Genomic DNA, 24752 nt, shown 5'->3' with positions numbered 1-24752 from the left:
AAACAACCCAGCATACTGACTCGTAAATTTAGGGTCTTGTACGTTTGTGATTGCGCTTGCACAAACGTACAAGACGAGAAAAATCGGGATTAGGCATGATGACTGACTTGAGATAAATGATTCAGGATAGAGGTTTATGTTTGACACAAAAATTGCGTTGATTGTCCGTAATGATCTTGCGACTTGGCAAAGGCTAAATGTTGTGGCTTTTTTGGCAACGGGGATTGCTTCGGCTGTACCTGAAATGTTGGGTAAACCTTATATCGATGCAAATGGTTATGAGTACGGCAATATGCTAGGGCAGCCAATGTTGGTATTTGAAGGTGATTTATCAGGACTACAAAAAGCGCATCGTAAAGCAATTGAGCAAGATTTAACGATTATTCCATATGTATATGCCATGTTTTCTACAGGAAATGATGAGGATAATCGAGCGGCTTTTTTGGCCGACGATGCAAATCAATTAAATTTGGTCGGGGTAGCGTTAAGAGGACCTAAAAAAGCAGTTGATAAGGCAATTAAAGGACTTTCATTACATCAATAGATTAAATAATTTTTAATATTGAAGACTAATAAAACCCACTGTTTAAGCAAAAGTGGGTTTTATTTAAAAAATAACGATTAAACTTTATCTTGCGTTTTAGTCTCGAAATCACTTGCATCATGACGTTCATGTAACTGTGTTTCTAAATCGCCAAAAGTTCGGTTGACCATACGACCACGCTGAACAGCAGGGCGTGCCAAAATCGCATCTGCCCAACGTTTTACATGTTTATATTCATCAACACCTAAAAACTCCGCGCCGTTATAGACCCAGTTTTTAACTAGACCACCATACCAAGGGAATGCAGCAATATCAGCGATGGTATATTCAGAACCAGCTAAATATTCATGCTTTGCTAAATGCTGATCTAACACATCAAGTAATCGTTTTGTTTCCATGGCAAAGCGGTTAATCGCATATTCAATTTTGACAGGTGCGTAGGCATAAAAATGTCCAAAACCACCACCTAAATAAGGCGCGCTGCCCATTTGCCAGAATAACCAATTGAGACATTCAGTACGCGCAGCAATATCGGTCGGAATGAAAGCTTTAAATTTTTCAGCTAAATAAAGCAAAATTGAGCCAGACTCGAAAACTCTTAAGGGTGGGTTTTGGCTATGATCAACCAATGCTGGAATTTTAGAGTTAGGATTAACTTCTACAAAGCCACTGCCAAATTGCTGTCCTTCACCAATTTTAATGAGCCAAGCATCATATTCAGCATCTTGATGCCCTAATTCTAAAAGCTCTTCAAGCAAAATAGTGACTTTCTGACCATTAGGTGTTGCTAAAGAATAGAGTTGGAGCGGGTGTTTTCCGACGGGCAGAGTATGTTCGTAGCGAGCGCCTGAAGTAGGTTGGTTTAAATCGGTTTTTTCTCCAGTCCATTGCCAAACTTGTGGAGGAATATAGTTTGAATCACTCATTTTTTTATCTCATGTTTGGTTGAAATATAGGATTTAGTTACGTCGCAAGGCAAGCCATTTTTGAACGCTCGGGCGTTGCCATTGTTGCAGTGCATAATTTTTTAATCGCTCTGGTACAGCATCACCATTTTGGATGAGACGTTGTAACATCAGTGCGAGTTCAGCATCCACAATGCTCCATGAACCAAAAAGAAATTTGGCATCGGACGCAAGAAGTTTTTCTGCAACAAAGAAAAGTTTCTCGGCTGCTTTTAGACTTTCTTCTGAAAGTGGAGTGGAGTTGGGTTGAATAAAAATGACATCAGTTGGACGTTCAGTTCTTAAAGCCACCAAGTCTGATCTGAGCCATGCTTGTAGTTGTCTTGCTCTTGCCCGAGCCTGAATATCTGTTGGATAAATTGGTGTGTTTGGATAGAGCTCTTCTAGATATTCCAAAATGGCAGAAGATTCTGATAAGGCAAAATCATTGTGTTCAAGTACAGGAACTTTTGCTGTTAATGACTTTTCGAGATAAGATTTTTCAAACTGGCCTTGTTGTGCCAGATTAATCGTATCTATTTCAAATGGAATTTCTTTTTCATGTAGCCCGACAAAAACTGTAAAAGCGTAAGGGCTTAAAAATTGTGAATCTGTGTACAGTTTAAAATGTTCATTATTCATTGTTATTGTCCATGTCATAAAACGGATGGCATCTAGTCTAAGTGAGCTGTTCCAAGATTGGGTAGCTTTTTTGTGGAAAAGCTTTATCGATTTCTGAATTAAGCAATTTCATTGTTCATTAGGGTTTAATGTGCTGAAAATGCTGACGAACAATGCTCAGCCACGCTTGTACCGCTGGTGAGACAGGAACATTCTTTTTCCAAGCCATGACTAAGTGCCATTGAATATTTGGTTTTTCAAGCGGTACTGCTGCAAATAAAGTAGGGTCCAGCATGTCGGTATAATATTGTGGCAGCAGAGCAATTCCCATACGTTGTAAAACCATATCTGCCAAGAGGTGCCATTGACTGGTACGACAAGCGATAGAGGGATAAAACCCACGTTGTTTACAGGCATCGAGAATAATACTATTTAAAGAGAAGTTTTCTGGAAACATTAAAAATGACTGATGTTGTAGCTCTTCTAGATTTATTTTTTTGCGTGTTGCCCAAGTCGCATCGCGACGTAAAAGAACCATTAAAGGGTAATTGCATAATTCAATGCTATTAAAAATTTGTTCATCAAAGGGCTGTAATAAAACGCCAACGTCTAGTTCGTTGTTGAGCAATGCTTGTTCAATGCCGCGTGAGCCCACTTCCATAAAAGCCAATTCAATATCTGGCCACTGTTGGTGATAATCAAACAGGGCAGTCGTTAGGAGCTGTGAACCTAAAGGTGGTACCCCAAGTTTTAAAGTACCTGTTTTTAATTGTTGATAGTTTTCAATTTCAAGAAAGATGTTTTGTTCTGCCTGAAGAAGTTCAATCGCATGTTGATAAATACGCTCTCCAATTTCCGTTAACTCGATTTGTCTTTTTCGACCGTGATCGGGTTTAACCAAAAGCTGTACCTGAAGCTGCTCTTCAAGTTGTTGTAATATTTTACTAATAGTGGGTTGAGTCAGATACAACTCTTCAGCAGTATGGGTAAAACTTTTAGTTTTTACCAAGGTAACGAAACACTGTAATGATTTTAAAGAGAGCATAACGAAGAGTATATTATTCCATTTTGGAATAATATTAACATGAATAATTCATATTTAGCGGTTTTAATCAAGATAGCATAATGGTGTAGTTAACCATTTAATTTCGTAAAATGAGTACTGAATCTGCTTCTGGAACACCCTCACGACCTTCACTTTTATCTTTAGTTAAACAAATTCTAATTTTGGCTGGATTTTGGTGGGTGGGATATCTTTTACATCAAAAACTTGGCGTACCTGTTTCGGCAGGCATTTTAGGTATGTTTTTATTGCTTTTATGCCTGTTCTTTAAAATTATCAAAATGGATCAGGTAGCAATGGGGGCAACCGTTGTTTTAGGTGAGCTATTACTGTTTTTTGTGCCTGTGGTGGTTGCCGTAGTTCAGTATAAAACCTTGTTCATGACTGAAGGTTGGCAAATTGTCTTGAGCATTGCAGTTGGGACTATTTCAGTCATGCTAAGTACGTGTTTGACCATTCATTATTACAATCGTTTGAAGGCTTATTTACAGGCTCGAAAACGTCTTCAACATAGGCATATCTAAGAGAAAATGACATGAATATTTGGTCAATTCTTTGCCTCATCTGGACTTTGGTAGCTTATGTCGTGGCAAAGAAAATCTATCAAAAGCATCCAAAACTTTGGTTGTCACCCGCGATTAGTGTGCCTGTACTCACCATCATTTTGATGACGATTTTTGGCATTTCATATCAAACTTATTCAGAAGATACGCAGTGGATTGTTAATTTATTAGGTCCAGCTACGGTCGCGTTTGCTGTACCGATTTATCGTTATCGGGAAACAATCCGTAAAAACTTAGGTGTTTTATCTATCGCGATTATTGTGGGTATGAGTGTGGGCGTGATGTCTGCCTATGAAATGGCACAGTGGTTCCATTTTAGTCCCGAAGTCACCAATAGTTTGATGGCACGTTCGATTTCAACACCATTTGCCATGATTTTAGCTGAAGATATTCACGGCTCAGCGGCTTTGGTTTCACTATTTACCGTTATTACCGGTTTGGTCGGTATGATTTGTGGCGATGCAATTTTAGCGATTACTAAAATCCGTTCCAATGTGGCAAATGGAGCCGCCTTTGGGAACGCAGCCCACGGTTTTGGTACAGTCCGAGCTCAGCAGCGCAATAGTGAAGAGGGCGTAATTGCAAGTTTAACTATGGTCATTGCAGGTATTTTAATGGTGCTGATTGGCCCGTTTGCTATTCATCTATGGTTGCTGTTGTAGATTTTGTCTAAGTAGGCTTGTCATGTTGTTGAATGATTTTTGATATTTTTTTTATGGCTTGTCTCATCAGTTCGGGTTCAAAGTCACCCAAGCCAACAATTAAACCTGAACGTTGCTGTTCTTTTGAAAATGTCGGTGAAATTGCCTTAATCGCAATGCCTGCATTGACTGCCGTGCTTGCAACTTCAACGTCATTAATGTGTTGAGCAAGCCATAACACCATATGCATGCCTTGATCGCCCGGTTGTAACCAAGCCAGCTCTTGAGGTATGTATTTTTCAATTAAACCAATAATGTGCTCTCGAACTTCTGAGTAAACATTCCGAATACGTCGAATATGCCGCTCCAAATAGCCTTCTTGAATAAAAGCAGCCAAAACATGTTGGTCGGCTGTAGGTGGGTGTCTATCAATTAACACCCTGAGTCCACAAAAAGGTGCCACCAGTTCCTTAGGTAACACTGCATAGCCAAGTCTAAGAGATGGAAATAGAACCTTGCTAAACGTTCCGAGATAAATCACCTGATCGGGTGCCATGCCTTGTAAAGATGGAAAGGGCTGACCGTTATAGCGGAGTTCACTGTCATAGTCATCTTCAATGATCCATGCATTTTGCTGCTTGGCCCAAGCCAATAATGCAGTACGTCTTGCCAAGCTCATAGGCATGCCAAGTGGATATTGATGAGAAGGGGTTACAAAAGCTGCACGGGCATTTGGAGACAGTTTAATTCCAGCTTCAACCTGAATACCTTCTTCATCAACTGGAACACGCACCATACCAATGCTTTGTACGGTATGCTCAAAAATAGCTGTGGTCCCACGATAAGCTGGATCTTCAATCCAGACCTCATCTTTGGCTTCAAATAAGATCTGGCTGCAAATATAAAGCGCTTGTTGAATGCCGGGCGTAATCACGATTTGTTCAGGCTCACAGTGTACAGAGCGTGAACGACGCACGTAGTCTGCAATAGCAATTCTTAGTGATAATACACCTTGAGGCTCGCCATATCCCGAAGGTGCACCTGCGCCTCGCGATCTAAATTTATTGCCAAACTTACGCCAAATATCACTGGGTTGAGTGCGGCCAACCGGTACAGATACAGCAAATGGAACATGGGGAAGTGGTTTAAATTCCTTGAGCACTTGGGCATAAGAAAGTGCAGATTTGGTCAAAGGTATTGAGTTTGGTTTAATCGATTCTTTTTTTAAATGTTGCTGCGCAGGTGTTTTAACCAAAGCATGAGATACATAAGTTCCAGTTCTTGCTTGAGAATCAAAAACACCTTCGGCTAAAAGCTGATCATAAGCTTCAATAATGGTTCCGCGAGCCACATCAAGGGTTTGAGCCAGTTCTCGGGAAGATGGCAAAGGGTCTCCCGGCTGCAAATCACCACTTTGCACAGCTTCGCGTAAGGCTTGGGTCAATTGAGCACTAATCTTTCCTTGGCTTTTATCAATCTTTGCAATAGACGGAAGTTCAACAACTTTTGCCATTCTTGCCATAATTCTGGTCTACTTAAAAAAATACAAAGTGGTTCTTTTTAATAAACCACATAAACCAGAAAATTTACAACACAAAATATAAATAACCCTGATATTTACAACGAGGTTCTTAGCCATGTATATCCCTGATGATTTTGCAGAAAACCGTTTGGATGTATTACATTCTCTTATTTTGGAGCATCCGTTTGGTGTGCTTTTTACTCATGGGAGCAATGGTTTAGATGCAAATCATCTTCCGTTTGAATTACAGACAAATGAAGGGAACTTAGGGGTGTTGCATGCGCATGTGTCTAGAATTAATCCTGTCTGGCAGGACGTTAAAAATGGAGATGAAGTACTCGTCGTGTTTCAGGCGGGTGATGCTTATATTTCCCCAAACTGGTATCCATCCAAACATGAACAGCACAAACAAGTGCCAACATGGAACTATAGAGTTGTACATGCTTACGGTAAAGTGACGATTCGAGATGATGAGCGTTATGTTCGAGGTGTTGTGGCTCGTTTAACCCGTACACATGAAGCATCTCAACCTGAACCATGGAAAATGTCTGATGCACCAAAAGACTATCTAGAACCCATGCTAAAAGCTATTGTCGGTATAGAAATTGAAATTACCAAGCTTCAAGGAAAATCAAAACTTGGGCAAAACAAAGATCGTCGAGATATTTTAGGTGCGGCGGATGGTTTATCGAAATCTGGTCATAAAACTATAGCGGATGCTATGTACAGTGTGGCTGAGTTAAACAAATAGTTTTGAAAATATAAAATTTTAGTATTGATTGAGGAGAAAAACATGTCTTGGACTACACCTGTTGAGTTGGTAGGCGAACACGTTATTTTAAAGCCGCTAGATCTAACTCAAGCTGAATCTCTAGCAGAAGCAGTTTGCGATGGTGAGCTCTACAATCTTTGGTATACCCGTGTTCCAAGACCTGAACAGATGACTGCTGAAATTGAAAGACGTCTTGGTTTGCAACAATCTGGAAGCATGTTGCCATTTTATATTGAAGACCGAAAAACAGGGCAAGCGGTGGGTATGACGACCTTAATGCATATTGAAGCAGCTCATCGCCGTGCAGAGATTGGTTCGACTTGGTATCGTAAATCTGCGCAGCGCACGCCTGTGAACACTGAGTGTAAAAAACTATTGTTGGCTCATGCATTTGAGTCTTTAGACTGCATTGCGATTGAGTTACGAACATCTTCTTTAAATGTGCAAAGCCAAGCCGCAATTGTACGTTTAGGTGCAAAGCTCGATGGCGTGCTCAGAAGCCATCAAATTGTCAAAGATGATATTTTACGGGACACTCATGTTTATAGCATTTTAAAACATGAATGGCCTGCGGTTCGTCAAAACTTGGAATGGTTACTATGTAAGCCAAGAGTAAAATGATTTAACAATTCATTTCTTCTAAAAGTATCCTCTCTAGCTGAGAGAGGATTGCTGAATGATATGAATTATGCAAAATTAATGCTTTGATCACAATTTCTACGGCTCTTGAAAAAGCATTAGAATAAATAACTATTATTACAGGATGAGTCCATTGTCTAGACCAGTCCATCAGGTTGATCCACTGTGTTCTCGAATGGTTGGAACGGAGGCTCTATCATTATTGACCGAGCATAGTTTTCCACGTCACTCACATGATCATCTCGGTATTGGAATCATTACCAGCGGTGCACAACGTTCATGGAGTTTAGTTGGTCATGTTGAGGCAGGACCGGGTGATGTCATTATTGTAAACCCTAGTGAAATTCATGATGGTATACCGCTTGATGGTCCTCGTGCATGGCAAATGGTTTATATTCAGCCAGAAATATTAAAACAAGAATTGGCTGCTGAAGGGCGTAGTGCCGATGCCGTATTGCAGCCTTTGGTACGTGATAGGCTTTTAGGTCAGTGCTTATTGCGATTATTTAATGAAATGTCATTGCCCGTTGCTGAAAATACAGCATTGGAGGAAATGTTTTTATTTAGCTTGATGCATGTAAGTCGTTATCACATGTTATCTGAACGCTATCAACACGCCCGTTGTTATTCTGCTCAACGTGCCAAGGAATATCTTGATGATATGTCGGAGCACGCGGTTACACTCGGTGAGTTGGCTAGTTTATGTGATCTGAGCCGTTTTCAATTATTGCGGAGCTTTTCTCGTGAGATCGGTATTACGCCACATGCCTATTTACTACAACGACGAGTATGCCATGCACGCCGTTATCTGTTAGAGGGAAATACTCTAATTGAAGCAGCCTTACGAGCAGGTTTTGCTGATCAAAGCCATATGACAAGAGCGTTTGTTCGCCAGTTAGGCATTACTCCGAGTCGTTATCAAAAAGCTATTTTATCTTAGAAAAACTTCTACAATTTTGTTCAAGACTACTATTTTGTATCTCTGTAATACTCAGCCAAAATCCATGTTTGGAGTGGCTTATGCAGATCAGTATCGAATTTTTAGTTACATCACTTATTGTGGTTATCTCGCCGGGTTCAGGCGCAATTTATACCATTGCCACAGGTTTAACCCGAGGGGGAAAAGCCAGTCTGTTTGCGGCGGTGGGTTGTACTCTTGGTATTATTCCACACATGGTGCTGGCGATTGCCGGTCTTGCTTTAGTGTTTATCACTAGTCCCTATCTATTTACTATTTTAAAATTTCTAGGAGTTTCCTATTTATTGTATATGGCTTGGTCATCACTTAAGGAGAAGGGAACATTTCATTTTGAACAAGAAAATAAAGAACATTCAGCCTTCGAAATTATAAGTTATGCTGTATTTATAAATTTATTTAACCCCAAATTACCATTGTTTTTCTTGGCCTTTTTACCCCAGTTTGTTAGAACTGATACGACAACACCTACATGGGATATGTTGCTATTGGGTGCAATCTTTATGCTCATTACGCTAGTGGTTTTTATGTTTTATGGCACTTTTGCGGCAATGATGCGTCAACATGTAGTAGGCAAACCTGTTGTATTAAAGTGGTTTAGGCGCAGTTTTGCTTTAGGTTTTATTGGATTGGGTATGAAATTATTATTTAGTTCTAAATCGTGAATGAAAAGGTAAGGTTCTAAGGGCAGTTAATTTCAAATTCTCAAAGATGATATTTTGTGGGCCACTTAAACACGAGTGGCCTGCGGTTCGTCAAAACTTGCACTGGTTGTTAAGCAAACCGCGTTAGAAATAAGTCGTAGGTTAAAAGTCCTAAAACTCTTTCATCAATAGCTATTCTTTATTTCAACCATTAACTTCAGGTTAATAACTACCGATGTAGGTTGATTGATCAAAATTCCATAAAGCGCTTTTATAGATTCAGAACAAAACTGCGATCTATATAGGTAAGCACATGGAAGGATCAGTTCAGAATAAAGAACGGTTATGGACAAAGCGGCGTCATGCTAAACAGCTAAAACTGGAGATGGCAAACCAATATACCGATGGTGTGGTCATTCCAACTCAAGACATTATTAAAGTCTTAGAAACGCTGATTACACCGGGTGACAGAGTCGTACTCGAAGGGAATAACCAAAAGCAAGCAGATTTCTTATCTCGATCTTTGGCACAAACCAATCCAGATGTTTTGCATGATTTACATATGATCATGCCAAGCGTTGGACGCTCAGAACATCTTGATCTATTTGAAAAAGGTATTGCACGTAAACTCGATTTCTCTTTTGCTGGCCCTCAAAGTTTGCGTATTAGCCAGTTAATTGAAGATGGATTATTAGAAATTGGCGCCATTCATACTTATATCGAACTATATTCACGCCTTGTAGTCGATCTTATTCCAAATGTGGTGCTTTCGGCCGGTTTTATGGCAGACCGCCAAGGCAATATTTATACAGGTCCAAGTACTGAAGATTCTCCTGCACTCATTGAACCTGCGGCTTTTAGTGACGGCATTGTGATTGTCCAGGTTAATGAATTGGTCGATGACGTAACTGATTTACCACGTGTCGATATTCCTGCCTCTTGGGTTGATTTTGTGGTTGTGGCAGACCAGCCTTTTTATATTGAACCGTTATTTACTCGCGACCCGAAACATATCAAACCTGTTCATGTGCTTATGGCCATGATGGCAATTCGCGGAATTTATGAAAAGCATAATGTGCAATCGTTAAACCATGGTATTGGTTTTAACACTGCGGCAATTGAACTGATTTTACCAACCTATGGTGAGTCTTTAGGTTTAAAAGGAAAAATTTGCCGAAACTGGACTCTTAATCCACACCCAACCTTAATTCCTGCCATTGAGACAGGTTGGGTAGAAAGCGTGCATTGCTTTGGTACCGAACTCGGCATGGAAAAATATGTTGCAGCTCGTCCTGATGTTTTCTTTACAGGACGTGATGGGGCGCTGCGTTCCAACCGCATGATGTGTCAGCTTGCAGGTCAGTACGCCGTTGATCTATTTATCGGTGCAACTTTGCAAGTTGATGGTATGGGACATTCTTCGACTGTCACCAAAGGTCGTTTGGCTGGTTTCGGTGGTGCACCAAATATGGGACATGATCCACGCGGACGTCGTCACGATACGCCAGCATGGCTGGATATGCGCTTGCAAGGTGCTAATGAAACAGACACCTATTTGGCACGTGGTAAAAAGTTAGTTGTGCAAATGGTGGAAACTTTCCAAGAGGGCGGTAAGCCGACTTTTGTAGAGCGTCTTGATGCGATTGATGTGGCTAAAACCGCAGGCCTACCTTTAGCACCGATCATGATTTATGGCGATGATGTCACCCATTTACTCACCGAAGAAGGCATTGCTTATCTATATAAAGCAAGCAGCCAAGAAGAGCGTCAAGCCATGATTGCCGCAGTGGCAGGAGTGACCAGTATTGGTTTAAGCCAAGACCCTAAAACCACAGCACGTTTAAGACGAGAAGGTTTAGTGGTGTTCCCTGAGGATTTAGGCATTCGCCGTACTGATGCAACACGTGAACTTTTAGCTGCAAAAAATATTGCCGACTTGGTGACATGGTCAGATGGTTTATATCAACCCCCTGCAAAATTCAGGAGTTGGTAATGATGGCTCAAATTCAATATCAAACACTCAGCCATAGTCAGCTTTTGGCAGACATGGCGGTCGAGGCTTTAATTGATGAAGTGAATCTGACACCAAAGCCAGCTTTGGTCGACCGTCGTGGCAGTGGCGCACATGATGATCTGACTTTGGAATTAATGGAACGCTCTGCAAAAAGTTTAGGCCCAATGTTTGATGCGATGGCGCAAGCAGCAATCCAGCACGGAACAGTGTGTCAGGCCTTGCGTGAAGACATTGGTGAAATTGGTCGCCAAGGTGAAAAAGTCATGATGTTGGCAACAGATGGGGTTAATACACACCGCGGTGCAATTTGGGCTTTGGGTTTAATGGTCACGGCAGCTGCATTGGCACGCACGAATCAACAGTACTTATCGGCTGTTGAGTTGTGTCAGCTAGCAGGTCAGATTGCTCAGTTAGAAGACCGCTTTATTCCCAAACAGGCTTTGAGTCATGGTCAGCAGGTACAGAAAAAATTAGCTGTCTTAGGTGCAAAAGAACAGGCACAACAAGGCTTCCCAACTATTGTGAATTTTGGTTTAAAGCAGCTTTATCAAAGTCGCAGTAAACCGATGAAAGAAGAGTTTGCTCGCTTAGATGCGCTACTTGCCATCATGACTAACTTGACAGATACCTGCGTGCTCTATCGCTCTGGAACTCACGGCCTAAAGCGTATGCAACAAGGGGCTCAGCAAGTGCTCGATTTCGGCGGTAGTTCAAGCCTAGAAGGCCGACGTGCTTTGCATTTGTTAGAGATTGACCTACTTCGGATGAAGGCATCCGCTGGCGGAGCCGCAGATTTGTTGGCAGCAACCTTGTTTATAAATCGTGTTGAGCAGTCATCTTCAAAAAATAAAGAGGGATTTTGATTATGGAAACACTTCATTTTGAGTTTTTGGCGACAGAGCCACCTGTAAAAAAGGCATTAGTCGGATGTGTGGGTTCAGGTGATTTAGAAATTTTGATGGAACCTGGTGAGGCGGGGAAAACCATTATTCAGGTGGTGACTTCTGTGGATGGTAGCGTTGCACGTTGGAAAAATCTTTTTGAACGGATTTTTACAGCGCAAATACCACCAGCCGTCAATATTGATATTCATGACTTTGGCGCAACCCCCGGTGTTGTTCGCTTACGTCTGGAACAGGCTTTGGAGGAGATTGCTCATGACTGATATCCAAAGTTTATTAAATAAACAAGATTTTATTGAACTCAGTGCAAGAGAACGTGCCAAAGCATTATTAGATGAAGGGACTTTTCGCGAGTTACTCGATCCATTTGCACGCGTCATGTCACCTTGGCTTGTTAAGCAAAATATTGTGCCGCAAGCAGATGATGGCGTAGTGATTGTAAAAGGATCTATTCAAGAGCGACCAGTAGTTTTGATTTCAATCGAAGGCTTATTTCAGGGTGGAAGCTTAGGCGAGGTTGGTGGTGCTAAAATTGCCGGTGCATTAGAGCTTGCGGTTGAAGACAATCTTAAAGGTATTCCAACGGCTGCAATCTTATTACTAGAAACGGGTGGCGTTCGCTTGCAAGAGGCAAATCTGGGTTTGGCTGCAATTGCTGAAATTCAGGCTGCAATTGTGAACTTACGGCAGTATCAACCAGTGATTGCTGTAGTTGCAGGCAGTGTAGGGTGCTTTGGTGGCATGTCGATTGCTGCTGGACTATGTAGCTACATTGTAATGACACAAGAAGGACGTTTAGGCTTAAATGGCCCGCAAGTGATTGAACAAGAAGCTGGTGTACAAGAATATAACGCCAAAGATCGTCCATTTATTTGGAGTATAACTGGGGGAAATCAGCGTTTTGCCAGTGGTTTAGCAGATGCCTATGTTGACGATGATCGCCAGAAAGTTCGCCAGCAAGTGATCGACTATTTAGCCCAAGGCGTGCCTAATCAGCATCGTAGTTCAAATTACTCATTCTATTTAGCGCAGCTACAACAAGTCGATACTGCTGAGCAGATTACCCCAGCACAGGTTCAAGCTTTGTATCAAGGAGAACAAGTATGAATATCGCCGTTGATACATTAAAAGCATCTACTCGTGGCGCACATTGGTTTAAAGCACTTACGCAGGGCTTTAAGACAGTTGAAGGTTTTCCAGCTTCGGTTTGGGTGGCTGATGGTCAAATCGATCAGCAAGCGGTACGTGTGATTGCCGTTGTTCAAGACAGCAATAATTTGTTCCCGCGAGCGAGGCAAGGTGAAGTTGGCCTTTTGGAAGGTTGGAGCTTGGCAAAGGCTGTAGATGATGTAATTCAAGCTGATGCGCATGCCGAGACTAAACGCGGCATTTTATGTCTAGTTGATGTACCTAGTCAGGCCTATGGTCGCCGTGAAGAATTATTAGGTATTCATCAAGCTTTAGCGGGTGCAGTAGACAGCTACGCTAGAGCTAGATTAGCAGGCCATCCTATTGTCAGTTTATTGGTTGGTAAGTCGATGTCAGGCGCTTTTTTAGCACATGGTTACCAAGCCAATCGTATTATTGCCTTAAAAGATTCTGGTGTTATGGTGCATGCGATGGGTAAAGAATCTGCTGCACGTGTGACCCAACGGTCGGTTGATGAGTTAGAACAATTGGCTGCAAGCATTCCTCCAATGGCTTATGACATCGAAAGTTATGCAACGCTTGGATTGTTATCGGAGCTGTTATCGGTTGAAAACCCTGAACAGCCGACAAACGATGATCTTTCATTAGCGAAGCAAGCAATTGCTCAAGCATTTAAAGAAATTAATGCTGAGCAGTCTAGAGGATTGGAACAAAGACTTCACGGCCAAAACCGTCAGATGTCTAAAAAGGTTCGTGAATTATTGCGTGAGCAATGGTCATGAAACTTGATCTCGAAGCCCATGATTTGCTGTGGGGCATGGCAGCCGACTGCTTGGCTGATGATGCTCCGCTTTGGGTGAAAGAAGTATTGCAACGAGGTGATCCTGTTGTAGTTCGGCGGGAAATCACTCCCGTAGATCAGGTGGCTGTGGGTATAAGAGGGCAATTCCGTCATCAACGATATGCAGCTCAAATGCCACGATCTGCTATTACCAAACAACTTAAGCCAGAAGTACTGAGTAATGTAGATACGCAGCAGTTTGAGCATTTGGCAGAACGTTTGCAGAGCATTTCTAACATCATGAAAAGTTTTTCAGGATATTGGGGCTATACAGGAAGTTTTGGGTTTGAGTTGGCAACTGGCATTGAAACAGTCACCCAGCAAAGTGACATAGATTTGTTGATTCGAGCTGAACAGCCTTTTGCCAAAAAGCAAGCAGTCGAGCTACTCGAAAATTTTCAGCAAGCGGGGCTGAATGTGGATATACAGCTACAACTGCCACAAGGTGGTTTAGCGCTAAAAGAATGGGCTAGGAATAGCGGAAAAGTTCTATTAAAACGTGCAGATGGTGCGGTTTTAGTAGAAAACCCATGGAATTAGGGAATAGATATCATGGCTTCAATTTGGGTATATCCGGGACAAGGTGTGCAACGAAGCAATATGTTGCACGACTTACCTCAAAGCGCGCTGGTCAAAGAACATCTTGAGCGTGCATCGGATGCACTCAAAGAAGATGTCTTGATGCTAGACAGTTCGGCTGCGTTGCAATCGACGCGAGCCGTACAACTTTGTTTGCTCATTTCAGGCGTGGTGAGTTCAGCATTATTAGCTGCTGAAAACTTAAAACCTGATTATGTAGCGGGTCTATCGATTGGTGCATGGTCGGCAGCAGTTGTCGCTGGGGTTTTAACCTATGAAGATGCCATTCGCTTAGTTGCCTATCGAGGGGAACTCATGCAAAACGCATATCCAATTGGCTATGGCATGACTGCGCTGATTGGTACAGACCGAGCAACTGTAGAAGCATGGGTGAAACAAATTTATGAAATAACGCCAGCGGTGTTTGTCGCAAATATTAATGCACATAACCAAATCGTTATTTCAGGAAGTTGTGAAGCCATGAACCAAGTTGCTGTTTTGGCAAAGCCACAAGGAGCGGTGGCAAAAAAATTAGATGTATCGGTGCCATCGCACTGTGAATTACTAAGTCAGCAAGCAGAGCAACTTGCAGCGTCTATGGAGGGACTCACTTTAAAGCAGCCTAAAATTCGATATTTAAGTGGTACAACGGCTCGCACTTTAGGCAAGGCTGAACAGATTAGGGATGACTTGGCTTTTAATATGAGCCGAATGGTGGATTGGGAAAGTACCGTTCAAGCTGCATGGGAGCGAGGTGTCAGGTTACAGATCGAAGCTTTGCCGGGAACGGTGCTCACTACACTTGCACGTCGAACATTTAAAGAAGGAACCGTGTTGTCTTTTCAAGGAACACGCATAGACAGCATTCAGATGGCAATGCAAAAAGAACAGGACAATAGTTTTTCTTTTTGAATCTGATTTTACAAAAGCATAAATGATCCAAGGATATGAGGGATTGTCATGATTATATATGGAGTTGGTTTACTCGCACTTTGCACCTTGGTGGGTGTGATTGTCGGTGATCTGTTGGGCATTTTATTGGGCGTAAAGTCCAACGTTGGTGGCGTGGGTATCGCCATGATTTTACTCATTTGCATACGGTTATGGATGGAAAAACGTGGTGTTATGACAGTTGAAACCGAAAAAGGCGTTTCATTCTGGGGCACTATGTATATTCCTGTTGTTGTTGCTATGGCAGCACAACAAAACGTGGTTACAGCATTATCTAGTGGACATATGGCACTCTTTGCCGCTGTGGTTTCAGTTATCGTTTGTACGCTCACGATCGCGGGTTTAAGTCATTATAACAAAGCAACCCCTTTACCGAAGGAAGAAGACACTGCATTAAACCGCATGGGAGGCAAAGTTCATGGTTGATCTATTATTAAAAGACTTAACCCATTTAGGTTTAATTACAGCTTTCGCCTTAATTGCTTTAATTATGTGGTTGTCGACCAAGTTATCTAAATATTTAACCAATGGACGAGTGCATGCTTCAGCAATTGCGATTGTGATTGGTTTAATCTTGGCTTGGTTTGGCGGAAAAATGACGGGTGGTGAAAAAGGCATAACTGATCTTGCACTCTTTACCGGTGTAGGGCTCATGGGCGGTGCAATGCTACGTGACTTTACAATTGTAGCAACGGCATTTGAGGTACAAGCCACTGAAGCGAAAAAAGCTGGGTTTATTGGCGCATTCTCTTTATTCCTTGGAACTATTCTGCCATTTATTGTTGGTTGTATGTTTGCGTGGATTTTTGGCTATCGCGATGCAGTGAGTATTACCACAATCGGTGCGGGTGCGGTGACTTATATTGTGGGACCAGTTACGGGTGCTGCGATTGGTGCAAGCTCAGAAGTAATGGCATTGTCGATTGCAACCGGTTTGGTTAAAGCAATTTGTGTGATGGTTTCAACACCGCTCACTGCTAAATTTATGGGACTCGATAATCCACGTTCTGCCATGATTTTTGGTGGATTGGCTGGAACTGTCAGTGGAGTGTCGGCAGGTTTGGCAGCAACAGATCGCCGTTTAGTACCTTATGGCGCGCTCACAGCAACGTTCCATACGGGACTTGGCTGTTTAATGGGACCAACCGTTTTATTCTTCGCCGTTAAAGCTTTGGTAGGCTGATAAGTATTTAATACTCAAATAAAAGGGCTGTTGTTATACAAAACAACGGCCCTTATTTTTATCTTTTAAAATTAGAAGCAAACATACGACACTCAGCAATCAGTGCGAGTAAGTTTGGATCTCGTTCTTTACTTTTTAAGAAAACCAAACCAATTTCTTGTTGCATATGATATTGCTGTTTTAAGGGAATAAGCTTAACTGAGCTTTCATAAACCGCAGAAATACGACCCGGTAAAAGGGCAAAGCCAACGCCTGAACTGACCATACTAATTAAGGTAAAAATATCGTTCACTTGCAAAGCAACTTTAGGAGAAAAACCTGCTTTTTTAAAAATAATATCGCTATCGTTATGGGTTGCAAAGCCTTTGGTTAAAGTGAGGAAGGTCTCTTCTTTTAATAAACTTAAATCAATGTCTTTAAACTCTGCATATTTAGAATCTTTGTTTACCGCCAGAAAAATATCATCTGAAAACATCGGCAAAATTTCAAAGTCATCATCTTGAGTGGTTTCATTGAGTGCCACAATAATCGCATCAAGTTCCGTTGCTTTAAGCTTTTTAACTAAATCCTGATTTGAGCTCAGTAACAGTTGAATATCTAGTTCACTACGTCTGAGTTTAAGACCACTAATCACATTTGGAATTGTTTTGACAGTCAAAGAATAAAGAGAACCTAAATGTAAAACTTTTGCCGCAAAGCCAGCAGCTTCTCTCGTTTTATTTACGGTTATAAAAATGTCCTGTACGATTTTTTGTGCGCGTTCTTCAAATACATAGGCACTTTTTAACGGAATTAGATTACGTCCTTCATTTTTAAAAAGTGGGCAACGCAAAGCACTTTCTAAAGAGTGCAATGCTTTGTGAACACTGACATTGCTAAGCTCCATTTCTGTCGCTGTTTTAGATAAGTTGCCACAACGCATAAATGCTAAAAAAATCTGTATCTTTTTAAGGGTGAGTTCTTCATCAATTTCCATATTAATTCCTTGAACCTGTTTCCTTTAAAAATATAGATTTAAGCTATAAAGTTACCACAAAACCATCACTATAAAATTGTGCTTAGGTCGAAGTACTTTATTTAAGAAACAGCTTCAACTCTTTGTTGAATTGTCTTAATGATTTGTTCTAATGCACTTTGAATTTTAGGTGTCGATTCAAAAGAACAGTTGATTCTTAAATAATGCTGCTGCGCGGGTAAAACACTAAACAATGGGCTTGGAGCTACCCCAATGTTTTGTTGAATTAACTCTTCATAAATTTGCATACTATCTAAACTATTCGGTAGCTTAACCCAAAGAAAATAACCACTTGGATAGTAGTAAACCTCACAAGTTGATGGCAGATGTTGCTTTAAATAATGATAAAACTGCTTTTTATAACGCTCAAGTGAAAGTCTGAGAGTACGTAAGTGCTTTTCATAGTGATGATGAGACAAAAACTCGACCAATGCATTTTGAATGAGTGCATTCACTGAAATGGTACTCATGAGTTGTAAGTGTTGAATATGGTCTGAAAACTTCCCCGCATAGACCCAACCCACCCGAAAACCTGCACCTAGAGTTTTAGAAAACGACGAGCAGTGAAGCACCAGATTTTGTTGGTCAAAATACTTCATTGAAAGTGGTTTTTGTCCGCCGTAAAACAGCTCTTCGTAGACATCATCTTCGATCAAATAAATCTGGTGCTCATGAAGCAATTTTGCAATTTTATATTTAATATCATCGCTGACTGTAAACCCAATTGGATTATGGCTATTAAGCATGAGCCAACATACTTTAATTGGATAATTGTTAATGACCTGTTCAAAAGCTTCTAGATCAAAACCATGTTGAGGATGTTCAGGAATGGTAATAACTTTTAACCCTAAACGTTCTGCTGCCTGCCAAGCTCCATAAAATATGTTTTGCTGTAATAAAATATAATCACCTGGTTGAGCAACTGCTTGTAAAGAAAGATTGAGCGCATCCAATCCTCCAGATGTAATGACAATGTCATCTGGGTCGGTTTGAATCCCTTGCATACAGTAGCGTTGAGCAATGAGTTTTCGTAAAGCTAAATTGCCGGGAGGTAGGCTCGTAGTCTGGTCGTAACTTTGTTTCTGGCGGGCAAGCTGCCCCATAATCTGAATGAGTTTTGGCGCGTATAAAAGCTGACTATCGGGAAAGGCCGAGCCAAACGGGATGACAGACTCATGTTGAATCGATTTAAGATATTTAAAAACTAAAGAGTTAATTTCAATTTTAGAATTGAGTGAAACAACAGAATATTGTTCTAAAGGTTTAAGCGTAATTTGCTCGGCAACGAAGTATCCCGATTTTTCTTTGGAATAGATCAAACCTTGAGATTCAAGCTCTTGGTAAGCATTCATTACCGTCATTAAACTAAAACCAGAGCGTTGCACCTGATCTCTTAAAGAAGGTAACTTCTCATGTGCATTTAAAGTGCCGCTCTCAATGAGTTGGCGAATGCTATGGGCAAGTTGTTCTGATTTATACATGTATTGGCTGCACGAAATGACAAAATGAAAGATGCTCTTAATCAATAATAAATGCCGTTTGTAGAATCTACAAACGGCATTTGCTTATAAAAATAAGTTTACTTTAGGTAAGGGGCTGCATAAATCAATATCACTTTAAACAAACCAGCAATAACAGCTAATGCTAAAAAACCACCTAGCCATAGCAAAATAAACCATTGGGTTTGAGACAGTTTAGAAGATAAATTTTTCATAAAACCCTCCTAACTTTAATGATAGCCTTCATCACCTACACGTACTTTGTCACGGAATACCCAGTAAGACAAAATAGTGTAAGCAATAATAATTGGAATCAGAATGAGCGCACCGACTAAAGCAAACAGTTGGCTTGAATGTGGAGCTGCGGCTTGCCAGATGGTGACTGATGGCGGAATAATATAAGGCCATAAACTAATCACAAAACCTGTAAATGCAAGGAAAACGAGGGCTAGCGTATATATAAATGGTTTAAGGTCATGTTGCTGCTTTTTACACGCTGATAAAATCAAACCAACAAACAATAAGACCAAAATAGGTACTGGGCTAAAATAGAACAGATTTGGTAAAGAGAACCAGCGATCTGCGATTTCAGGATGAGTCAACGGAGTATATAGACTCACTCCACCAAAAATAATGAGCAGTGCAATAATCAGCTTTGGCATAAGCTCATACATACGTTGCTGCAAGCCTTTTTCGGTTTTTAAAATAAGCCATCCACATCCTAAAGTGGCATACATGGCAACTACGCCAATACCAGTAAAGAAGGTAAATGGTGTCAACCAATCAAGTGATCCGCCAGAAAAAATACCATTGGTGGTTTTAATGCCTTGAATATAGGCTCCCAAGATGATGCCTTGAAGGAAGCTAGTTAACACTGAACCCCAAATAAAAGCTAAGTCCCAAAGGTATTTGGTGCGATGAGCTTTAAAGCGGAATTCGAATGCGACTCCACGGAAAATTAAGGCAATTACCATAAAAATAATAGGTAAATACAGTGCCGATAAAACCGTTGAGTAAACTAGTGGAAATGCAGCATATAGACCAGCTCCACCGAGGACCATCCATGTTTCGTTGCCATCCCAGACAGGGGCTACGGTATTCATCATCACATCACGTTCTTGGCTGTTCTTAATGAAAGGGAACATGATCCCGATTCCTAAGTCAAAGCCATCCATGACGACATAAATCATGACACCTAAACCGATAATACCGACCCATATTAAAGAAAGATCAATCATGACAGTTCTCCCCAGAATTTTGTTTACTGTCAATGTTTTCATCGACAGCACTGAGTGGGCGCATTGGTGTTTTAAAGTGTCCAACACCGCCTGCTTCCATATTTGGCGTATCGATAAATGTAGGGCCCTTATTAATCAATTTTAAGGTGTAGTAGATACCGCTGCCAAAAACGATGGTGTATACCACTACAAAAATAAAGAGGCTCAGGCCGACTTGATCTGCCGATACAGTATGAGATAAACCATCTTTAGTCCGTAGGATGCCATATACCACCCATGGTTGACGGCCGACCTCAGTGGTTACCCAACCTGCAAGCATAGCGATATAACCAGATGGCCCCATCACTAAAGCAAATTTATGGAACCATGAAGTTTCATAAAGTTTTCCACGTTTACGTAACCAAAGAGCAATTAAAGACAGCGTGACCATGAGTACGCCAAGCCCGACCATCACACGGAAGCTCCAGAAAACGATGGTTGAATTTGGTCGATCTTCAGGTGCGAAGTCTTTTAAACCTGTAACTTGGCCATCTAAACTGTGAGTTAAAATTAAACTACCTAAATATGGAACACCCACTTCAAAATGGTTTCGTTCTTCTTTCATATCTGGAATTGCAAAGAGTAACAGTGGCATAGGTTCATTGTGATTCGTTTCCCAATGACCTTCCATCGCTGCTAGTTTGGCTGGTTGATGCTCACGAGTATTTAAGCCATGATTATCACCAATTACGACTTGCAAACATGAAGTCACAAGCACCATCCATAGACCCATCGAGAACGATTTTTTTACCAATTCATCACGACGGCCTTTCACTAAGTGCCATGCAGAAGTTCCGACCACCAATAATGATGAAACTAAAAAGGCTGCTGCACCCATATGGGCAAAGCGGTAAGGGAAGGATGGGTTAAAGACAATTGCAAACCAGTCTTTTGGCACAATAATGCCATTTTCTATAGCGAAGCCTTGAGGGGTCTGCATCCAGCTATTGGATGATAAAATCCAGAACATGGAAATACAGGTACCAATCGCAACCATAAGTGTGGCAAAGAAATGGGCTCTGGGACCGACACGTCCCCAACCAAATAACATAATGCCTAAGAAACCAGCTTCTAAAAAGAAGGCACTCAAGACTTCATAGGTAAGTAAAGGACCGGTAATACTTCCTGCAATACGAGAAAACTCACTCCAGTTGGTACCGAACTGATAACTCATGACCACGCCCGAGACCACACCCATACCAAAGGCAACGGCAAAGATCTTGATCCAGTATTTAAATAGATCTTTATAAATCGGGTTTTGGGTTCTTAACCACTTCCACTCTAAAACTGCTAAAAAGCAGGCAAGACCAATGGAGGTGGCTGGAAAAATAATATGAAAGGATACTGTGAAAGCAAATTGTATTCGTGCTAATTCTAAAGCGGTTAGACCGAGGCTCATATACATTCCCCCTGTGAACTAGCTGATGATGATTGATTGTGTTAAATACTTATTTTCAGGCAATAAAGTATTTTGACGATTGAACTTACTTCTGTGATAAATGTTCTTAGCAAGTAAAATGCCAAAAGGGCGAAGCAATATAATTGCTTGATATTTCAAGGGAATAGACCGATTGATTGTTCTCAATCTGTTAACAAAGCTTATGCTTGATGTTGCATTTGTAAAAATGCATGTTGCATTGAAACATTGATGAAATATCTGACGATGAACCATAGATCGTTTCATGAAAACTACCTACCTTAAGAAGTTTTCTTAATCATGCACTCACTTATTTTGTATATGTAGATACAGAAATTTTTTATAAAACTATAACAGTCCGAAGTCATTATTATGGGTGCTATAGTTTTTTTTCAATTATCTGTAGCTATATATCCATTCATCTAAAGTCCAAAATAAAAAATGAACAAGATTTATGGCTGACCAAAATCAATCTTCAAAAATACCATGAATGGGACTTTGGGTTTACAAATGAGCACAGGATAAATTTCTTCTTGTCTATTCCCTTGTTGTTTTGTATGAGGTCTGGTTGTTACGTAGGTTATTAAAGACCTTGGTTTAAGTGTAGCTCTTCTAAAATAGCTTGGATGTTAAAAAATGTTTATTACTTCTCAACTCAATATCCTAAATAAAATTATTAAAAATCAGGCTATTCCAGCACCTATAATGGCTCAATTAGAGCAGGCCTATGTTAATCTTGAAGCAACTTTATTAAGAGCAAAAGTCTTAAGAGACTTTTCTAAATCTCAAACTGTTTATTTAATTCAATCACATATTCATCCGCAGCAAAGCAGTTTGGCTTATCTATTTTCACCTTTTGTTTTTGCTAACCTCAATAAGCCTGCTATTTATACAACACCAGCGACAAAGCCCGTTCTTGCTATTCTCAATAAATATTATCAAGCCGAAAAGAAAGTTTTGTTTAAAGTAGATGAAGTTCTTGAAAGTCTAAAAATATATCTAGATTTAGAATTAACCGAGCTGACTGAACTCGGGTTTATTTATTTAAGCTTAATCAAAGCGCTGTGCCGAAGTGATATCTCCACCATTTTTTTAATTACGAATTTAGATATAGACCTAGAGCATTTAGAAGAGCTTGCGTTGTTTTTAAAAGTCAAAATTTATTGGATTAATCCTCAACAAGATACTGATTTAAACGATCTAAATGATTTAGATATGCGTCAATTATTATTTAAAAATAAAGATGAAACCTATGTGAAATTGTGTGCCCAATTTGCCCAGCTAAATGCACAGCTTGTAGGCTTATGCGATACTTTTACCGCCTCTCAAATGACCCATTTAATTGATGATATGTTTTATTCGGAACATATTTTTGAGAAGTTATCTGTCTATTCAGAATATATGCAAACCTTATTGCAAAGTCAGCATAGTCTTCAAAAGAAAGAGATCGCTTAATGTTGGTAGGCATTTTCTGGCGTTATATGAAGAATGAATACTGTTATAAAAAAATAATCGTTTTCATGTGAAATAAATATTTTATGGTAAAAGCAAAGCAATATTGGTTTTACATAAATGACAAATCTAAATTTTGAGCATCATCTCGGTTCATTAACTCACGCTGCACTTAGTCAGGCCTCAATCATTTCTCGGGTATGGGGTGAAGGGCCTTCTGAACGTTATGATGAATTGGCAAAAAATTTCAGACCGACATTTGCACGGATTAAAGAAGGGGCTTTAATCCGTGAGCAACAGCACATTTTGCCATATGAACAACTTCAGTGGCTCAAAGATATTGGTTTTACAAGATTACGACTTCCTAAGGCACATGGTGGCTTTGAGGCAACTATTCCTGAACTATTTGCATTGTTAATTGAACTTGCAGAAGCAGACTCAAATTTACCGCAAGCGTTGCGTGTGCACTTCGGTTTCACTGAAGATGTCTTGGTAAGTAAAGATAAAGCGTTTCAACAGCGCTGGTTAAGTCGTATTGCAAATGGTGAAACGGTTGGCAGTGCATGGTCGGAGGGTGGTAAAGAGTCAATCGATCAATTCGAAACTCATTTACATCGGGATGCTGACGGAAAAATTCGCCTTAAAGGTCAAAAATACTACACCACAGGTAGTCTATATGCAGATTGGGTTGACGTTGGTGTAACAGATTTAAAGGGTGAATCTGGCTCAGTTGTTGTCCGCCGTGAAGATGAAGGTATCGAAATTGTTGATGACTGGAATGGCTTTGGTCAGCAACTCACTGCAAGTGGTACAGCATATTTCCATAATGTATTAGTCGATGAAGCTGAAATCTTACCTGATGATGATCGTTTTAAATATTCGGCTGCTTATTATCAACTTGTGCAACTAGCAATCATTACTGGTTTAGGGCGAGCTGCTACATATGAGGTTTCACAAGCTGTTGCTAAACGTACCCGAAACTACACTCATGCGAATGCTCAATTTGTAAAACAGGACCCGCAAATTTTACAAGTAGTGGGACAAATTCGTGGCGCTGCTTACAGTGCAGGGGCGATTGTTGAAAAAGTTGCACGCAGCTTACAACGTGCTTACTTAGCTGCATTTCAAAATAATGAGCAGCTTGAAGAAGAACAGAATGCACTTGCCGAACTTGAAAGTGCACAGTCTCAAACAGTTATTACTGATTTAATCTTAAACGCATCTACCATTTTATTTGATGCATTAGGTGCTTCAGCAACAGATAAAGATTTAGGCCTAGATCGATACTGGCGAAATGTACGAACCTTATCTTCACACAACCCAAGAGTGTTTAAAAATCGAATTGTGGGTGATTTTAGTGTGAATGGAACATTACCGCCTTATCAGTGGCGAATTGGTAACGTTGCTAAACAATAATTTTAAAGTTTAGATATTAAGCTGCTATTTTAGCGGCTTAATATTGTTTTTGTTTTTGTTTTTGTTTTTGTTTTTTAAAATAAACTATAAAAATCTATTAGAATAAAATCATATTTTGTTTGGGGTTT

General features: G+C 40.5%; 27 protein-coding genes. 18 read left to right on the top strand and 9 right to left on the bottom strand.

Going from position 1 to position 24752, the window contains the following annotated elements; all coding sequences use genetic code 11:
- The first annotated feature begins 136 nt into the window (after positions 1 to 136).
- Positions 137 to 544, top strand: a complete 408-nt coding sequence (locus RMB03_RS18030) for a DUF2000 domain-containing protein (RefSeq protein WP_311077144.1) — start codon at positions 137 to 139, stop codon at positions 542 to 544.
- 77 nt (positions 545 to 621) lie between these two features.
- Here RMB03_RS18030 and yghU read toward each other — a convergent pair whose 3' ends face one another.
- The 3 genes from yghU to RMB03_RS18015 all read right to left on the bottom strand — a co-directional run bounded on the left by yghU (position 622) and on the right by RMB03_RS18015 (position 3154).
- Positions 622 to 1470: a glutathione-dependent disulfide-bond oxidoreductase gene (gene yghU / locus RMB03_RS18025; RefSeq protein ID WP_311077143.1), complete on the bottom strand. Its 849-nt coding sequence runs from the start codon at positions 1468 to 1470 to the stop codon at positions 622 to 624.
- 33 nt (positions 1471 to 1503) lie between these two features.
- Positions 1504 to 2130: a glutathione transferase gene (yfcF, locus tag RMB03_RS18020; RefSeq protein WP_311077142.1), complete on the bottom strand. Its 627-nt coding sequence runs from the start codon at positions 2128 to 2130 to the stop codon at positions 1504 to 1506.
- Between the two features lie 118 nt (positions 2131 to 2248).
- Positions 2249 to 3154 carry a LysR substrate-binding domain-containing protein gene (locus RMB03_RS18015; RefSeq protein ID WP_311077141.1) on the bottom strand — a complete coding sequence of 302 codons (906 nt, stop codon included), beginning with the start codon at positions 3152 to 3154 and terminating at the stop codon, positions 2249 to 2251.
- 110 nt (positions 3155 to 3264) lie between these two features.
- Here RMB03_RS18015 and RMB03_RS18010 point away from each other — a divergent pair, with 110 nt between their 5' ends.
- A complete protein-coding gene (locus RMB03_RS18010) occupies positions 3265 to 3696 on the top strand; it encodes a CidA/LrgA family protein (protein WP_311077140.1) in 432 nt (143 codons plus the stop codon).
- Between the two features lie 11 nt (positions 3697 to 3707).
- On the top strand, positions 3708 to 4397 hold the full coding sequence (locus RMB03_RS18005; RefSeq protein WP_130172798.1) for an LrgB family protein: 690 nt from the start codon (positions 3708 to 3710) through the stop codon (positions 4395 to 4397).
- A 7-nt stretch (positions 4398 to 4404) separates the two neighbouring features.
- Here RMB03_RS18005 and RMB03_RS18000 read toward each other — a convergent pair whose 3' ends face one another.
- The gene (locus tag RMB03_RS18000; RefSeq protein ID WP_311077139.1) at positions 4405 to 5898 is read right to left on the bottom strand and encodes a PLP-dependent aminotransferase family protein; all 1494 of its coding nucleotides are present in this window, start codon (positions 5896 to 5898) and stop codon (positions 4405 to 4407) included.
- Between the two features lie 115 nt (positions 5899 to 6013).
- Between RMB03_RS18000 and RMB03_RS17995 the strand changes: the two genes are divergently transcribed.
- From RMB03_RS17995 to madM, 13 genes are all read left to right on the top strand, one after another.
- Positions 6014 to 6649 (top strand): FMN-binding negative transcriptional regulator, encoded by a 636-nt coding sequence (locus RMB03_RS17995; protein ID WP_311077138.1) that lies wholly within the window; start codon positions 6014 to 6016, stop codon positions 6647 to 6649.
- Positions 6650 to 6691: 42 nt separating this feature from the next.
- Entirely contained in the window at positions 6692 to 7291 is a 600-nt protein-coding gene (locus RMB03_RS17990) for a GNAT family protein (RefSeq protein WP_311077137.1), read from the top strand.
- Positions 7292 to 7433: 142 nt separating this feature from the next.
- Positions 7434 to 8249 carry an AraC family transcriptional regulator gene (locus tag RMB03_RS17985; RefSeq protein ID WP_311077136.1) on the top strand — a complete coding sequence of 272 codons (816 nt, stop codon included), beginning with the start codon at positions 7434 to 7436 and terminating at the stop codon, positions 8247 to 8249.
- A gap of 80 nt (positions 8250 to 8329) precedes the next feature.
- Positions 8330 to 8950, top strand: coding sequence for a LysE family translocator (locus RMB03_RS17980; RefSeq protein WP_311077135.1), 621 nt, complete (start codon positions 8330 to 8332; stop codon positions 8948 to 8950).
- Positions 8951 to 9242: 292 nt separating this feature from the next.
- On the top strand, positions 9243 to 10922 hold the full coding sequence (gene mdcA / locus RMB03_RS17970; RefSeq protein WP_311077134.1) for a malonate decarboxylase subunit alpha: 1680 nt from the start codon (positions 9243 to 9245) through the stop codon (positions 10920 to 10922).
- Positions 10922 to 11806: a triphosphoribosyl-dephospho-CoA synthase gene (locus tag RMB03_RS17965; protein ID WP_311077133.1), complete on the top strand. Its 885-nt coding sequence runs from the start codon at positions 10922 to 10924 to the stop codon at positions 11804 to 11806. The genes mdcA and RMB03_RS17965 overlap by 1 nt, the downstream gene beginning before the upstream one ends.
- A 2-nt stretch (positions 11807 to 11808) precedes the next feature.
- Positions 11809 to 12108: a malonate decarboxylase subunit delta gene (locus RMB03_RS17960; RefSeq protein ID WP_311077132.1), complete on the top strand. Its 300-nt coding sequence runs from the start codon at positions 11809 to 11811 to the stop codon at positions 12106 to 12108.
- The gene (locus RMB03_RS17955) at positions 12101 to 12952 is read left to right on the top strand and encodes a biotin-independent malonate decarboxylase subunit beta (RefSeq protein ID WP_311077131.1); all 852 of its coding nucleotides are present in this window, start codon (positions 12101 to 12103) and stop codon (positions 12950 to 12952) included. The genes RMB03_RS17960 and RMB03_RS17955 overlap by 8 nt, the downstream gene beginning before the upstream one ends.
- Complete coding sequence (mdcE, locus tag RMB03_RS17950) at positions 12949 to 13776, top strand: biotin-independent malonate decarboxylase subunit gamma (RefSeq protein WP_311077130.1); 828 nt, start codon at positions 12949 to 12951, stop codon at positions 13774 to 13776. Before RMB03_RS17955 ends, mdcE begins: the two co-directional genes overlap by 4 nt.
- Complete coding sequence (locus tag RMB03_RS17945) at positions 13767 to 14375, top strand: malonate decarboxylase holo-ACP synthase (protein ID WP_311077129.1); 609 nt, start codon at positions 13767 to 13769, stop codon at positions 14373 to 14375. Before mdcE ends, RMB03_RS17945 begins: the two co-directional genes overlap by 10 nt.
- Before the next feature lie 12 nt (positions 14376 to 14387).
- On the top strand, positions 14388 to 15326 hold the full coding sequence (gene mdcH, locus RMB03_RS17940; RefSeq protein WP_311077128.1) for a malonate decarboxylase subunit epsilon: 939 nt from the start codon (positions 14388 to 14390) through the stop codon (positions 15324 to 15326).
- 48 nt (positions 15327 to 15374) lie between these two features.
- Complete coding sequence (madL, locus tag RMB03_RS17935; protein WP_311077127.1) at positions 15375 to 15791, top strand: malonate transporter subunit MadL; 417 nt, start codon at positions 15375 to 15377, stop codon at positions 15789 to 15791.
- Positions 15784 to 16548: a malonate transporter subunit MadM gene (gene madM / locus RMB03_RS17930; protein WP_281832357.1), complete on the top strand. Its 765-nt coding sequence runs from the start codon at positions 15784 to 15786 to the stop codon at positions 16546 to 16548. Before madL ends, madM begins: the two co-directional genes overlap by 8 nt.
- A gap of 58 nt (positions 16549 to 16606) precedes the next feature.
- Here madM and RMB03_RS17925 read toward each other — a convergent pair whose 3' ends face one another.
- The 5 genes from RMB03_RS17925 to RMB03_RS17905 all read right to left on the bottom strand — a co-directional run bounded on the left by RMB03_RS17925 (position 16607) and on the right by RMB03_RS17905 (position 21738).
- A complete protein-coding gene (locus RMB03_RS17925; protein WP_003651250.1) occupies positions 16607 to 17524 on the bottom strand; it encodes a LysR family transcriptional regulator in 918 nt (305 codons plus the stop codon).
- A gap of 101 nt (positions 17525 to 17625) precedes the next feature.
- Positions 17626 to 19044 carry a PLP-dependent aminotransferase family protein gene (locus RMB03_RS17920; RefSeq protein ID WP_311077126.1) on the bottom strand — a complete coding sequence of 473 codons (1419 nt, stop codon included), beginning with the start codon at positions 19042 to 19044 and terminating at the stop codon, positions 17626 to 17628.
- A gap of 98 nt (positions 19045 to 19142) precedes the next feature.
- On the bottom strand, positions 19143 to 19277 hold the full coding sequence (locus tag RMB03_RS17915) for a hypothetical protein (RefSeq protein WP_003651253.1): 135 nt from the start codon (positions 19275 to 19277) through the stop codon (positions 19143 to 19145).
- A gap of 15 nt (positions 19278 to 19292) precedes the next feature.
- Complete coding sequence (cydB, locus tag RMB03_RS17910; protein WP_311077125.1) at positions 19293 to 20300, bottom strand: cytochrome d ubiquinol oxidase subunit II; 1008 nt, start codon at positions 20298 to 20300, stop codon at positions 19293 to 19295.
- Positions 20293 to 21738: a cytochrome ubiquinol oxidase subunit I gene (locus RMB03_RS17905; RefSeq protein ID WP_311077124.1), complete on the bottom strand. Its 1446-nt coding sequence runs from the start codon at positions 21736 to 21738 to the stop codon at positions 20293 to 20295. The genes cydB and RMB03_RS17905 overlap by 8 nt, the downstream gene beginning before the upstream one ends.
- A gap of 654 nt (positions 21739 to 22392) precedes the next feature.
- Here RMB03_RS17905 and RMB03_RS17900 point away from each other — a divergent pair.
- Both RMB03_RS17900 and RMB03_RS17895 read left to right on the top strand, forming a co-directional pair.
- Complete coding sequence (locus RMB03_RS17900; RefSeq protein WP_311077123.1) at positions 22393 to 23211, top strand: hypothetical protein; 819 nt, start codon at positions 22393 to 22395, stop codon at positions 23209 to 23211.
- Between the two features lie 117 nt (positions 23212 to 23328).
- Entirely contained in the window at positions 23329 to 24624 is a 1296-nt protein-coding gene (locus RMB03_RS17895) for an acyl-CoA dehydrogenase family protein (RefSeq protein ID WP_311077122.1), read from the top strand.
- Positions 24625 to 24752: the final 128 nt, after the last annotated feature.

This window comes from Acinetobacter sp. V91_7, assembly GCF_031799075.1.
Taxonomy (GTDB): Bacteria; Pseudomonadota; Gammaproteobacteria; order Pseudomonadales; family Moraxellaceae; genus Acinetobacter; species Acinetobacter calcoaceticus.
Note: the sequence above shows the minus strand (reverse complement) of the source record. Positions and strands in the feature narration are given on the sequence as shown.